Genomic DNA, 12,688 nt, shown 5'->3' with positions numbered 1-12,688 from the left:
GGGCGCTCGGCCGTCCGGCGCTCAGCGGCCGCACGCTTCGCGGTCCAGGACCGCGTCGCTCATCTGCTTGCAGGCGGCCGCGAGCGCGACGCGCGCCTCCGCCCTCGCGTCGCCCTCCAGCGCCTCGTCGTCGGCCTCCGCCCTGGCCTCGAGCACGTCGCGCGCGATCCGGATCGCGGCCTCGTGGCTCTTCCTGCTCTCCGCGGGCAGCTTGCTGGCGCAGGTGGTCATCGTGGCCAGGGTGCTGTCGCAGGCGTCGACCCCCGTGCTGTCGAGGTCGGCCTTTCCCGGATCGCCGCCTGCCTTGCCGCAGCCGAGGGCGAAGGTGCCCAAGAGAAGAAGTGCCAGGTGAGCTCTCGCCATCGTCGCGCGCGCCGGAGCGCCGCGCGCCGCAGGAGGCCGGTGCTGGCCGCCTCGCGCGCTGCCCGACGCCGGCGCACCCTGCCATGAGCCCGCGCAGCGGGGCAATTTTCGGTGGCTCAGGCGCGGCGGCGCGCCCTGCGCATGCGCCTGCGCCGCGGGGAGAGCCTGGCGGGTCAGGCGCGGATCAGCAGGATGGCGTGCTCGTGGCGCGGGCGGCGCTGGAAGGCGCGCGCCGTGGGGCGGTGGAAGTGGGGGCGCGGCTGCGACGCGACCGCGCGGACCGCGAAGCGCGCGCCGGACGCGGCGGCCCTGACCACGTCGACCGCGTAGACCGGCGCGCCGGCGACCACGCTGTCGGCGATCAGCAGCACGAGCGGCGCGCCGCTCCGGAGGACGCGCGCGAGCGCGGTGAGCACGCCGCCGAGCTCGTCGCGCCAGCGCGCGCGGCCCGCCTCGGGGCCGAGCGGGTCGAGGTGCCGGCGGGCCCCGATCTCGTCCTGCTCGAAGCGGGCGCTGCGGAGCCGGAGCCAGCGCAGCCTCGCCTCGTGGTGGGCGAGGTAGTCGTACACGCCCGGGTAGGGCGGCGACGTGATCGCGAGGTGGACGGAGCCGGCCTCGACGCCGCGGAGCACGCGCGCGTCTCCCTCCTCGACGAGCGCGGGCGGGCTCGCTTCGAGCGGCGCGGCGACCTCGGCGAGGCGCTGGGCGAGCTCCTCCGCCTTGCGGATGAAGAGCCGCGCCGGATAGCCGGCGGCGATCCGCCGCGGCAGCTCGTGCTCCGACGTGTCGGACGTGCGGCGGCTGAGCTTCGTCAGGATGGCGGAGAGGACGAGCTCGAGATCGGCGCGGAGCGCGTCGGCGCCGTGGCCCGCGAGGCGGTCGAGGCCGACGCGGAGCCCGTCGAGCTCGAGGAGCACGTGCGGCTCGAACAGGGCGACGTCCTCGGGGCCGTACCGGCGGCTCGGACCGGCGCGCGCCTTGCGGCGCTCATCGGCCGCGGCCGCGACCTCGCGGGCGGCGGCGACGAGCCGCTCGCGCTCGCCGGGGGTGCTGCCCTGCACCTTGAGGCGGGCGAGGCGCACGGCCAGCGGGTTCGCGTCGACGCCGATCGCCGCCCGGCCCGAGAGCCGGGCCTCGACGAGGACGGTGCCGCTGCCGCAGAAGGGGTCGAGCACCCGCTCGCCCGGCCTCGAGAGGCCCTCGATCAGCCGGCGGGCGGTGTCCGGGTGCATCCGGGCCGGGTAGCTGTGGAACCCGTGCACGTGCGCGCGCGCCGCTTCCTCCGCCGTGCTCGAGCTGGCCACGTCGAGCGCGTGGGCGAGCTTCGCGGCGCTTTCGGGGTCACCCTCGAGCACCGTCGCGCCGCCGATGTGGGTCAGGGCGCGGCGCTCCTGGGGCGCGGGCCGGCTCGCGCGGGCCTTCTGCTGCGGCGGGCCTGGCTTCGGCTTGGGATCAGCGCTTCGCGGGGTCGACATGGGCGGTCCGTTGCGTCAGGGGCTCGGCAGCGAAGGCTTCCTCTTCGGCGGCGAGGGCGTGCGCCACGCTCTCGGCCCCCGCCTCGCCCCGGTCTTCGTCGCGCGCCGCGCCGACGCGCAGCTTCGGCGCATAGCCGAACTCGCCCGCGGGGCTCACCGCGCCGCGCACGACGTCGTTGACCTCCAGCAGGGCGAGGAGCTCCTCGGCCTGGGACTCGGCGATGCGGAGGGTCGAGGCGAGCCCGCCGGCGGTGAGCGGGCCCTCGGCCTGGCGGGCGACGTCGGAGGCGACGGAGACCCAGGCGGCGTCGAGCGCGGGCGAGATGTCCCGGCTCCGCGACTTCGCCCGCCGGAGCGCCCAGAGGGCGAAGGCGCCGACGGGCGCCATGGTGAGGAGGCCGGCGGTGAAGAGCCCGACGCTCGCGCTGAGGACGAGCAGCAGCACGGCGAACAGGAACAGCTCGAAGCCGAGCAGCGCGCTGGCCGCGACGCCCGCGGCGCGCCAGACCGAGCGCGCCGAGGCCGCCGCGCGCGCCTTCTGGAGCAGCGGCACCTCGCGGCCGGATCGCTCGACGCGGTCGTCGACGACGGGGACGCGCGGGCCGCCGCAGGCGTCGCACGCGAAGCGCAGCTCGAGGTGCGCCGAGACGCCGGTCACGCCGCCGCAGTGCGGGCAGGCCTCGGCGCGCGCGGCCGCGCCGCACTGCGGGCAGCGATCGCCCTCCGGCGCGAGCGCCGCGTCGCACACGCGGCAGCGGGCGGCGCCGGGCGACGCGTCGCTCACGGCGCGCTCGCGGATGGGGCCGAGCGGGCGCCGCCCACGCTGCGCAGCACGGCGTCGAACAGGGCGCGCCCGTCCGCGCAGCCGTGGCCCTGGAAGGGCTCGCTCATCCGCTCGGGGTGCGGCATCAGCCCGAGCACGTTCCGCCGGGGCCCGCCGTAGATGCCGGCGATGTCCATCGCCGATCCGTTGGGGTTCGCGTCGCCGCCGACCAGCCCCTCCCGGTCGCAGTACTGCAGCGCGATGGCGCGCTCGTCGACGAGCTTGCGGAGCGTCTCCGGATCAGCCTGGTAGCGCCCTTCGGCGTGGGCGATCGGCAGGCGGAGTACCCGCGGCAGGCCGGTCGTGAACGGCCCTTCCGCGCGCGGCGTCACGAAGACGTCGCGGCACTCGAAGCGGAGGTGCGCGTTGCGGGTGAGGGCGCCCGGGAGCAGCCCTGCCTCGGTGAGGATCTGGAAGCCGTTGCAGACGCCGATCACCAGGCCGCCGCGCTCCGCGTGCCGCCGGATGGCGGGGACGATCTGGCTCGTGCGCGCGATGGCGCCGCAGCGCAGGTAATCCCCGTAGGAGAACCCGCCGGGGATCGCGACGAGATCGGTGCCTGCGGGGAGCTCGGCGTCGCGGTGCCAGGCGGTCGACGTGCGGACCTGGAGCACGTCGCGGAGCGTATGGATCATTTCGGCATCGGCGTTGGAGCCCGGGAAGATGACCACGGTCGCGTGCATGGCCGTCGACGTACTCCGGTTGCCGGCGCTCGGCCAGGGGTCCTGACGGCGCGCGCGGCTTCACCGGCTTCTTTCGGCGTGCCATGATGGGACATGGCGTCGCGATGGGCGCGGACCGGTCGAACCGACGCGACGGTGCAGGCGGCGTCCGGCTATCTCCTCCTCGCGGCGCTGGCGATCTCGCTGGGCCTGGTGCTGCGGGATGGATGGCCGTGGATCCACCCGAGCCCGTGGCTCGCGCTGCCGCCGCTGGCCGCGGTGCTGATGAGCGCCGCGCTCGGCCTCACGCTGGCGGCCGGCGTCATCGTGACGACGCGCGTCGCCGTGGCCCGGTTCAGCTGGGCCCGGCGCCTGCACGCGGAGCTCCGCCCGGTCGCGCGCGACTTCTCGCTCGGCCAGATCCTGCTCCTCGCGGGCCTCTCGAGCCTGGGGGAGGAGCTGCTCTTCCGCGGGCTCCTGACGCCGCTCCTCGGCGTGCTGCTGAGCGCGATCCTCTTCGGTCTGATGCACCAGATGCGCGGTCCGAGCCGCTGGGTGTGGATCGGCTGGGCGGTGGGCGTGGGCGCGGGGCTCGGCGCCATCTTCGCGGCGACCGGGTCGCTCGTCGGGCCGGTCCTGGCGCACGCCGTCGTGAACGCGGTCAACCTGAGCTACCTGCGCGATCACGATCCGGGCGAGGTGGAGCAGCAGCCGACGCTCTAGATCGGCGCTTCCGTTTCTTCTTGTGCCCGTTGCCCGCCGTCAGCGCTTCTTCGCGTCAGGGCGGGGAGGCCTGGCCGGCGCCGGTCTCGGGGGGATCGGGGTCGCACGCGGCGGGCCTTCGTGGCTTGCCGGCTGGGTCTCCGGGGGAGCGAGGGTCCCGCGGGAGAGCTCGCCCGTGTCCACGGCGCTCTGCCGCTCGCGCCCTGGCGAGGACGGTCGCGAGGGCGGCGTTCGGCTCCCGCTTCGCGGGAGCGTCGGAGGCTCGGTCTCCTCCACGCGCATGCCGCGCTGGCTCGACGGCTTCGCCGTCCTGCGGGCCAGCGAGGGCAGCGTCGGCGGGGCCGCTGGGGTCGCCAGCTCGAACTCGAAGTTCAGCTCGAGCGACGGCGGCCCATCGGCGATCGCCACGGCGGGATCGGAGCCCCTCTGTGGCAGAGGGGTGGGCCCGCGGCGCAGGCGCTCCTCGGACACGACGCGCGACGATGGCGGCGCGACGTCGTCCAGAATGGACGACGGCCCGCCGAGCGCCGTCGTCGCGCTCCGGGGCTCCGGACGGCGTCGCGACGGCGGGAGTGGCAGCTCGACGCGGGCGCTCTCGTCCTCGAGCCGGGTCGCCTCGAGCAGGTACGCAGCGATGGATGTCCGCTGCGCGGGCAAGGGGCGGACGCCTGGCACGAACGCGAACCGTCCGACCTTCCAGCTGAGCATGGTGCGGAGCGCGGCGAGCGCCGAGGCGCGCGTGCCTCCCACGGTCCCCTCGACGATGCACCCTTCGGCGATGTCCAGCTGAGCCCGACGTTTCTTGCTGCTCACCTCGAACACGCCCGACCGCCGCTCCATCTCGAGCACCGTGAGGACGGTCGCGATGGACATCTGGCTGAGATCGCCCTCGATCGCGGTCTGATCGACGGAGGTCGGGATGGACATGAGGCTGTCCCGCCGCAGGCGCAGGCGCGACGCCATCTGCACGAGCGCGCCGATCTGCGCGACGACCTCGCCGACCCGGAACGGCTTGGTCATGTAGACGTCGGCGCCCACGTGGAACCCTTCGAGGCGGGCCTCCTGGTCGTCGAGCGCGGAGAGGAACAGGAACGGGGTGACCGATACCCGGGACGGCTGGGTGCGCACGTTGCGCGCGACCCAGTAGCCGTCGTGGTCGGGCAGGCCGATGTCGCAGACGATGCACTCGGGCTCCAGGGTGCAGGCGGTGGAGAGCCCGGCCTCCGCGGTGGCGCAGAAGATGACCTCGTAACCTGCCTCCCGGATCGCGGTGGCGAGCAGGTCCGCGATGTACTCCTCGTCCTCGATCACGAGCACGACCCCGCTCGGCATCTGGCAGACGGTACACGCGCCCTGCGGGGGTGGCCAAGGGTGAATGGCGGAGAGCCAGCCTGATCATTCATTCGCCGGCGCGCCGCCGTCCCGGCTCCTCGCGCGAGCCCTCGCCGCGGCATCCCGCGCGGGTTCGCCCGCGGCGTCCGGCCGCGGCGAGGAATCCACGCTATAAGAACGGAAATGGCAACTCTGGTCCGAGAGGCCGATGGTACTGCGCGGCCCGGCGAGCGGGCCTCATCGAGGGCTCGCGTCTTCATCGCGATGAGCGGCGGAGTCGACTCGTCCGTCGCGGCGGCGCGCCTCTGCGACGCTGGATACGAGGTCGTCGGCGTGACGCTGCACCTCTGGGACTACCCCGACGACGGCAGCGTCAAGAGCCGCTGCTGCGCGCCCGAGGATCAGCACGACGCCCGCCGGGTCGCCGACCACCTCGGGATCCCGCACTACACGTTCGACCGCCGCGCCCTGTTCCGCGAGCACGTCGTCGACCCCTTCGTCGAGGCCTACCTCGCGGGTGAGACGCCGAGCCCGTGCGTGGCCTGCAACCGCTCCGTCAAGCTCCGGGAGCTGTTCCCGCTGGCGGAGCGGCTGGGTGTCTCGTGGGTCGCGACGGGCCACTATGCGCGGGTCGTCCTGGAGGAGGGCGGCGCTCGCCTCTACCGCGGCCGCGATCGGCACAAGGATCAGAGTTATTTCCTGCACATGCTCCGGTCGGACGAGCTGTCGCGGCTCCTCTTCCCGCTCGGCGACTCGACCAAGGACGAGGTGCGCGCCGAGGCGATCGCCCGCGGGCTCCCGGGCGCCGAGAAGGGGGAGAGCCAGGAGCTCTGCTTCATCCCCTCCGGCCGTTACGCGCCGTTCGTGGCCGACCGCGCCGCGGACAGGCTCCGCCCCGGCCCCATCGTCGATCGGGACGGCCGCGTGGTCGGGTCGCACGGCGGGGTGCACGGCTTCACGGTGGGCCAGCGCAAGGGCATCGGCGTCTCGCTCGGCCGGCCCGCGTTCGTCGTGGGCCTCGACGCCGCGTCCGGCGCGGTGCACCTCGGCGACGAGGGCGATCTGTACGCCGCGGGCGCCGAGATCGCCGACGCGGTGTGGTGCGACGACGCGGTCTTCCCCCTGGAGGCCGAGGTGCGCGTGCGCGCGCGGCACGAGGCGGCGCCTGGCATCATCGAGCGGCGCCGCGACCCCGCGACGGGCGCGGAGAGCTTCGTGGCGCGGTTCGCGAGCCCGGTGCGGTCCGTCTCCCCCGGGCAGATGGCCGTGGTCTACCGGGGCGATCGCGTCCTCGGGGGAGGCCGCATCAAGGCGGCCCTTCGCTCGCAGGCGGCGTCATGAGGGCCCGTGCGCTCGCGCCCCTCGCCTGCGCGTTCTCGCTCGGGTGCTCGCTCGGGCAGGGGGAAGGCGAGGTCGTCAGCGAACGGCTGCGCGCGGCCGGCTGCTGGGACGACAGCTACGACATGAACCCGGACTTCTTCGCTGCGGTCCCCTACCGCTCCACCTTGCAGGTCCGGGTGCAGCGGGGGAGCGACCTGCAGGAGATCTCGGACGGGCTCGCGGTCCTGATCGATGACGTCGACCTCATCCGCGGGGACGGGACCGTGAACAAGCTCGACGTCGACCTGAGCGTCGGGCTCCCGCCCGGCGTCGAGCTGCCGGGCTCGCCTCCACCGACGCCGAAGCCGGAGGGGCTCGCGCCGCTCGTGCACATGGCGCTTTACCTCCAGCGGTCCTGCCACAACCAGAACATCGTGCTCTACGCCGTCGATGGGACCATCAAGTTCCAGGCGCTGTTCAGCGGCGATCCCAACGAGACGGACGCGGTCGACAAGTACACCGACGCGACGTTCGACGTCTGGGTCGGCGATCCGCGCGACGCAGGGCTCGGTCATCCAGCCGACGCCATCCCTCGGGAGCTCCTCTCGCGGGTCACCGGGGGGTTCCGCTTCTACTTCGAGCGGGGTCAACCTGGGCAACCGTTCCCCTGAGCCCGTCACGACTCCGTCCTGGGTTTCAGGTGGTGTCCTACCTGTCGGGACAGGCGCCTTCAGCGCCCCGGTGGATTGAAGCTGACCATCTGGAAGGTGTCCTGGCCGAGACGACATGGCAAAGCGCCGCGAACTCGCGGTAAAGTAGTGACCGCTCATGCCCCAACCCCCGCCTCGACCCGCATCGCGAATGGGCGGACCTCCAAGCCCCGGGTCGACCAATTCATCGCTCGAAGCGCGCGCGAAGGAGTCCGAGAAGCAGCAGGGGACCTACTTCCTGGGCCGTTACCGTGTGGTCGACGAGATCGGGGTGGGCGGAATGGCGAGCGTTCACCTGGCTCGCATGGATGGCCCGGGCGGCTTCCAAAAGTGGGTCGCGATCAAGCGGATCCACCCTCATCTGGTCGAGGACGATCAGTTCGTCGACATGTTCCTGGATGAGGCGCGCATCGCGGCTGGCATCAACCACGCCAACGTCGCGCAGGTCTTCGATCTCGGGAAGGACGACAACACCTACTGGATCGCCATGGAGTACCTCCACGGCGAGCCGCTCCGGGAGGTGATGCGCCGCGCGGAGGAGCGCCGGCTGCGCATCTCGCCCGAGCTCGCCGCGCGCATCTGCTCCGATGCCGCAGAGGGGCTCCACGCCGCTCACGAGCTGCGCGGAAAGAACGGCCAGCTGCTCGGCCTGGTGCATCGAGACGTCACGCCGCACAACCTGTTCCTCACCTACGACGGCTACACCAAGGTCGTGGATTTCGGGATCGCCAAGGTGGCCGACCGGCTGTCGTCCACCCGCGCGGGAACACTCAAAGGCAAGTTGGCCTACATGTCTCCCGAGCAGGTGCGCGGCAACGAGATCGATCGCACGACGGACGTGTTCGCCCTCGGGGTCGTCCTCTGGGAGCTCACGACGAACCAGCGCCTCTTCCGGATGGATACGGATCTCGACACGCTCGAGAAGGTGCAGGCCTGCGTGGTCCCGCCGCCGTCCACGATCGTGCCCGACTATCCGATCGAGCTGGAGAGCGTGGTCATGAAGGCGCTCGCCAAGCACAAGCAGGACCGCTTCCAGACCGCGCGTGAGTTCTCGCGAGCCCTGCAGAATTTCCTGATGAGGAGCGGGGTCTTCGTTGGCTCCGAAGAGGTCGCGCAGTTCGTGCAGCAGGTGTTCGTCGATCGCATCCAGAAGCGCGAGGCGCACCTCGCGTGGGCCGCCGAGGTGACGTCGACCATCAACGTCGAGCAGGTGCGCGCGCGCAGCTCGACGACGGCCACGGACAGCGTCGGGCTGCGCAGCCGCGGTCGAGAGCCTGAGCCGCAGCAGCGCCTCACGCCGCCGCAGATCCTGCGGCACAACGCTCCGCCGGCGAGCGGGATCGCGCCGGTCGGGCGCCCGCAGCCGAGGGACGCGGACGACAGGCAGATGGTCGCCTCATCGCTGATGGATGACGATGAGGATGTCCCGACGACGGTCGCGACGCGCGAGCAAGCCGAGCCGGTGCGCTCCCTTCCTCATGGCGAGCGCCCGATGGTGCGCCCGGCGGCCGGCATGGTGCCCGAGCCGGCGCCAGCGCAGCCTCGCCAGGCCGGCGTCCAGTCCGGCATTGCCACGGTGCGTCCTGGTATGCCGACGGCGCGCCCCGGCTTTTCGCCGGCCTACCCGAGCCCACCGCGCGTGCCCGGCGGTCGCGATCCTGCTCCGCCTCCGCTCTCCTCGAGCCCGTACCCTCCGCGCGACTTCGACACAGGCGAGCTCGCGCCCCTCCCCAAGGGAGGCCTCCTGGACAGCGATCTGGGCAACCCGCTCGCGTCCACGCTCGCGCTCCCGTCGCAGGATCCACCGCCGGTTTTGCAGAGCGCGAGCGAGCCTGCGCGTCACGCCCGGATGACCAGGACCCCTGCCGTCGCCGCGCCGTCGCCGGCGCACGCTGCAGTCCCGTACGCGCTCCCCTTCAATGGCCAGGGCTATGCCGCAGCCCATGCGCCCCCTGTCAGCTCGCCGGTGCAGGCGCCTCAGGCGCCGATGACCGTGGGGCAGGCCCAGCTGTTCGCGTCCGCGGCGACAGCGCAGCCTCCACAGTCGCAGATCGAGACCGCGCTCTCCCTGCCGCGCCCGGATCCGGCGGCCATCTGGGCCGCCACGCAGGACGCGGCGTCCAAGGGGAACGGCAGGAACACGCTCGTGCTCGTCGCCGTCATCACCCTCACCGTGCTGTGCGTGCTCGGTATCGGCGCGCTGATCTACATGAAGACGAGCGCCGTGCAGCCCTCGCCTTCCAGGGGGGTGGACGCTGTCCCTGCGTCGCCCGCCTCGACGGACGCGACCACCACGGGCCAGTCGAGCTCCTGCGTGCCGGGGAGCTCCGCGGGGGACGGGCGCGCGCGCGGCCTCGCTATCCGCGACCGAGCGTCCGTCGTCCACCCCGGCCCGATCCGCCTGCAGCGCCTTACGATGAAGGGATGAAGTCTCTCCACCGCCGCTCGAACGGTGCCAGGGCGCGGCACCGCCCCGGCGAGCGAGCTCAGCTGCGTATCGAGGCGCTGGCCGCCGGAGGCGCGGGGGTCGGTCGGCTCGCGGGCGAGGTCGTCTTCGTTCCTGGGACCGCGCCGGGTGATCTCGTCGAGGTCGAGCTCGACAGGAGCGCACGCCCGGCGAGGGGCAGGCTCCTCGGCGTCGTCGAGCCGAGCGCCGACCGCGTCGCTCCGCCGTGCCGCTTCGCTGACGCCTGCGGCGGCTGCGACTGGATGCACGTCCGTATCGAGGCGCAGCAGGCCGCGCACGAGCAGATCGTCCGGCAGGCCATCGCGCGGGCGACGTCGCTCACCGAGGCCGATCTGCCGCCGATCCGCGTCCATCCGGCCCCCCTTCCGCTCGGCTACCGGTCGCGGGCGAGGTTGTTCGCGCGCGCGGAGCGCGGCGAGGTGCGCGTGGGTTATCGCGCGCCGAGGACACACGCCGTGGCGGCGGTCGATCGCTGCGTGGTGCTGGTCGACGCGATCGCGCCGCTCGCCGGCGAGCTGCCCGGCGTCCTCCATGGAGCCGTGGGGGAGGGCGATGTCCTGATCTCGCTGGGCGCCTCGAGCCGCCCGGTGGTCGAGGTCCTGTGGCGTGGCCAGCTGCCGCCGGCCGTGTGGCAGCGGCTGGACGAGCGCACGGCGCGCGGCGAGTGGGCCGGCGCCCGCGTCACGCTCGACGGTGCGCGCGAGGCCGCGTCGTTCGGCGATCCGCGGCCCGCGATCGTGGGAGCGGACGGCCTGTCGCTGTTCCTCGCGCCGGGCGGGTTCGGGCAGCCGTCCGAGGAGGGGGCAGCCGTCCTCGCCCGCCGCGCCGCCGAGCTTGCCCACCTCGACTCCACCCGCCCGCCGCACGTCCTGGAGCTGTTCGCCGGGAGCGGGACGCTCTCCGTGCTGCTCGCGCGCGGCGCGCTGCGACCCTCCCCGGCCGCCGAGCCCGGCGGGGCCGCGGCCTCCGGCCCCCCGGGGCCCGCGTCCTTCACGGCCGTCGAGCTCTCGCCCGGGGCGGTCGCTTGCTTGCGGCAGAACCTCGCCGCTCGGGGCCTCGCTGGCAAGGCGATCGAGGCGGACGCCGATCAGTACCCGATCCCGGCCCGCACCGACGTCGTGGTGCTGGATCCGCCGCGCAGCGGGGCTCCCGGCGCGGCGCGCGCGATCGCCGCCTCGAGCGCGCGCGTGGTCGTGTACGTCTCCTGCGATCCGGCCACCCTCGCGCGCGATCTCGGCGGGATCCTCCGCGGCGGCTTCGAGATCACGGACATCGAGGCGGTCGAGCTCTTTCCCCAGACGAGCCATATCGAGTCGATAGTGCGGCTCTCCCGCGCCCGCAGATCCGCGCGCTGATCCGCGCGGGAATGCCGGCCTGCTCTCCGCGCCGAGCGCTGCTCCGCCGAGCTCGGCCGGAGGGCCGCGCGCGGCCGTGTGGCGCCGTCGCCCGGCGGCTTGCGCTACGCTGCCAGGGATGATTCACCACCTCGACGATCAACTCCGCGAAGAGGCGCGGCGCTATCGGCTCGTGTTCGCCTGCCCCGATTGCGCCTCGTTCGACCCTGTGGTCGCCGACCCCGACGAGGCGGGCGCCGGGCCGCCTGGCCGCGGGCCTCGTTGCTCGCTTGGCTACCCGGTCGCGCCGCACCTGAGCACATCGCTCGAGGATCGCCACGAGATCATCTTCTGCAAAGCGTTCGAGCTGCGATGAGCCCTCCGGCTGGACCTCCCCCGCCGCCCAGGCGGGGCCGGTCGCACCCCCCGTCGCTGATCCGCCTCGCCGAGCGGCTGATCCGGGACGAGCGGCTGCTCGCTCGCGGCGACGTCGTGCTCTGCGCCTGCTCCGGAGGCCCCGACTCGACCGCCCTGCTGCACGTCCTTTCGCTGCTCCGGCGGCGGATCGGCCACGAGGTGGTCGCGCATGGCGTCGACCACGGCCTCCGCGCCGCGGCCGCGGCCGAGCTCGCGATCGCGCGCGACCTGTCCGAGCAGCTCGGGGTCCCTTACGCCGAGACCCGCGTGAACGTGGTTCCCGGCGCGAACCTCCAGGCCAGGGCGCGCGCCGCCCGGTTTGCCGCGCTGGCAGCCGCCGCGGCGGCGCACGGCGCCCGCGCGATCGCGACCGGTCACACCGCGGACGACCGGGCCGAGACGGTGCTCTTGCGCCTGCTGCGGGGCGCGGGGCCGCGTGGGCTCGCCGTCCTGCCGCCGCGCGCCCCGCTCCCGTCCGACGTCGCCGGCGCGGCGTGCGGCGGCGCAGAGCCGGGCTCGGCGGCGAGCATCGAGCTCATCCGCCCCTTGCTCCAGGCCCGCCGCGCCGACGTCCTGGCTCACCTCGGCAGACATCGACTGGCGTTCGCCGAGGATCCCAGCAACCGGGATCCCCGTTTCACCCGCGTCCGCGTCCGCCGCGAGCTCCTCCCGCTCCTCGAGGACCTGTCGCCGGCGATCGTCGACCACCTCTGCGCGCTCTCGGACATGCTCGTCGCCGGGCGAGATCGGCCGCCTGGCGGCGATTCAGACGTCCTCGACGGCAGCGAGCCGCTGTCGATTCCGCTCGGTCGGGCGCAGCGATTCGCGATCGAGCGAGCTCGCAAGCTGGGGCGGCCGCTGCGCGTCCGGGTTCGCGGCGGCGAAGAGATCGCCGTGGGCTTTCCAGAGGAGTCCAGCGTGCTTATCGAGGACGGGTCTGCGCGTCGCGGGACCTGACCGCATGCACCCCACCCGCGGCCCCTGTCGAGTCCCCTTTTTTCGCCGTGTCACCACGGTGGAGACCCGCGGTCGACGACCGAGCTGACGGGTGGCATGCTGACT

General features: G+C 73.7%; 12 protein-coding genes. 7 read left to right on the top strand and 5 right to left on the bottom strand.

The annotated features are described in order from the left end of the window. Positions 1 to 21: 21 nt before the first annotated feature. The 4 genes from WME82_RS39175 to purQ form a co-directional block, all read right to left on the bottom strand. Positions 22 to 333, bottom strand: coding sequence for a hypothetical protein (locus tag WME82_RS39175; protein WP_438039492.1), 312 nt, complete (start codon positions 331 to 333; stop codon positions 22 to 24). A 203-nt stretch (positions 334 to 536) separates the two neighbouring features. Further along, entirely contained in the window at positions 537 to 1,838 is a 1,302-nt protein-coding gene (locus WME82_RS39170) for a DNA methyltransferase (RefSeq protein ID WP_437741620.1), read from the bottom strand. Then, on the bottom strand, positions 1,816 to 2,622 hold the full coding sequence (locus WME82_RS39165; protein ID WP_438039491.1) for a zinc ribbon domain-containing protein: 807 nt from the start codon (positions 2,620 to 2,622) through the stop codon (positions 1,816 to 1,818). The genes WME82_RS39170 and WME82_RS39165 overlap by 23 nt, the downstream gene beginning before the upstream one ends. Further along, on the bottom strand, positions 2,619 to 3,344 hold the full coding sequence (purQ, locus tag WME82_RS39160; RefSeq protein WP_437741618.1) for a phosphoribosylformylglycinamidine synthase subunit PurQ: 726 nt from the start codon (positions 3,342 to 3,344) through the stop codon (positions 2,619 to 2,621). Before purQ ends, WME82_RS39165 begins: the two co-directional genes overlap by 4 nt. Before the next feature lie 93 nt (positions 3,345 to 3,437). Between purQ and WME82_RS39155 the strand changes: the two genes are divergently transcribed. Then, positions 3,438 to 4,046 carry a CPBP family intramembrane glutamic endopeptidase gene (locus WME82_RS39155; protein WP_438039490.1) on the top strand — a complete coding sequence of 203 codons (609 nt, stop codon included), beginning with the start codon at positions 3,438 to 3,440 and terminating at the stop codon, positions 4,044 to 4,046. Positions 4,047 to 4,085: 39 nt separating this feature from the next. Here WME82_RS39155 and WME82_RS39150 read toward each other — a convergent pair whose 3' ends face one another. After that, the gene (locus WME82_RS39150) at positions 4,086 to 5,378 is read right to left on the bottom strand and encodes a response regulator (RefSeq protein WP_438039489.1); all 1,293 of its coding nucleotides are present in this window, start codon (positions 5,376 to 5,378) and stop codon (positions 4,086 to 4,088) included. A 183-nt stretch (positions 5,379 to 5,561) separates the two neighbouring features. Between WME82_RS39150 and mnmA the strand changes: the two genes are divergently transcribed. From mnmA to tilS, 6 genes are all read left to right on the top strand, one after another. Further along, positions 5,562 to 6,719: a tRNA 2-thiouridine(34) synthase MnmA gene (gene mnmA, locus WME82_RS39145; protein WP_438039488.1), complete on the top strand. Its 1,158-nt coding sequence runs from the start codon at positions 5,562 to 5,564 to the stop codon at positions 6,717 to 6,719. Continuing rightward, positions 6,716 to 7,369: a hypothetical protein gene (locus WME82_RS39140; RefSeq protein ID WP_437741614.1), complete on the top strand. Its 654-nt coding sequence runs from the start codon at positions 6,716 to 6,718 to the stop codon at positions 7,367 to 7,369. Before mnmA ends, WME82_RS39140 begins: the two co-directional genes overlap by 4 nt. A 190-nt stretch (positions 7,370 to 7,559) precedes the next feature. Next, positions 7,560 to 9,836, top strand: a complete 2,277-nt coding sequence (locus WME82_RS39135) for a protein kinase domain-containing protein (protein ID WP_438039487.1) — start codon at positions 7,560 to 7,562, stop codon at positions 9,834 to 9,836. Beyond that, complete coding sequence (locus WME82_RS39130; RefSeq protein WP_438039486.1) at positions 9,833 to 11,230, top strand: class I SAM-dependent RNA methyltransferase; 1,398 nt, start codon at positions 9,833 to 9,835, stop codon at positions 11,228 to 11,230. Before WME82_RS39135 ends, WME82_RS39130 begins: the two co-directional genes overlap by 4 nt. A gap of 118 nt (positions 11,231 to 11,348) precedes the next feature. Further along, positions 11,349 to 11,585: a hypothetical protein gene (locus WME82_RS39125; RefSeq protein WP_438039485.1), complete on the top strand. Its 237-nt coding sequence runs from the start codon at positions 11,349 to 11,351 to the stop codon at positions 11,583 to 11,585. Next, entirely contained in the window at positions 11,582 to 12,583 is a 1,002-nt protein-coding gene (gene tilS / locus WME82_RS39120) for a tRNA lysidine(34) synthetase TilS (protein WP_438039484.1), read from the top strand. Before WME82_RS39125 ends, tilS begins: the two co-directional genes overlap by 4 nt. The last annotated feature ends 105 nt before the right edge of the window (positions 12,584 to 12,688 follow it).

The organism is Sorangium sp. So ce128 (assembly GCF_051525245.1).
Lineage (GTDB): Bacteria > Myxococcota_A > Polyangia > Polyangiales > Polyangiaceae > Sorangium > Sorangium cellulosum_B.
This window is presented reverse-complemented; position numbering and strand designations above follow the sequence as displayed.

Coding starts and splice junctions, on each gene's coding strand:
- WME82_RS39130 (WP_438039486.1), top strand. CDS start 9,833: ATGAAGTCTCTCCACCGCCGCTCGAACGGTGCCAGGGCGCGGCACCGC.
- WME82_RS39155 (WP_438039490.1), top strand. CDS start 3,438: ATGGCGTCGCGATGGGCGCGGACCGGTCGAACCGACGCGACGGTGCAG.
- mnmA (WP_438039488.1), top strand. CDS start 5,562: ATGGCAACTCTGGTCCGAGAGGCCGATGGTACTGCGCGGCCCGGCGAG.
- WME82_RS39125 (WP_438039485.1), top strand. CDS start 11,349: ATGATTCACCACCTCGACGATCAACTCCGCGAAGAGGCGCGGCGCTAT.
- tilS (WP_438039484.1), top strand. CDS start 11,582: ATGAGCCCTCCGGCTGGACCTCCCCCGCCGCCCAGGCGGGGCCGGTCG.
- WME82_RS39140 (WP_437741614.1), top strand. CDS start 6,716: ATGAGGGCCCGTGCGCTCGCGCCCCTCGCCTGCGCGTTCTCGCTCGGG.
- WME82_RS39150 (WP_438039489.1), bottom strand. CDS start 5,378: ATGCCGAGCGGGGTCGTGCTCGTGATCGAGGACGAGGAGTACATCGCG.
- purQ (WP_437741618.1), bottom strand. CDS start 3,344: ATGCACGCGACCGTGGTCATCTTCCCGGGCTCCAACGCCGATGCCGAA.
- WME82_RS39135 (WP_438039487.1), top strand. CDS start 7,560: ATGGGCGGACCTCCAAGCCCCGGGTCGACCAATTCATCGCTCGAAGCG.
- WME82_RS39170 (WP_437741620.1), bottom strand. CDS start 1,838: ATGTCGACCCCGCGAAGCGCTGATCCCAAGCCGAAGCCAGGCCCGCCG.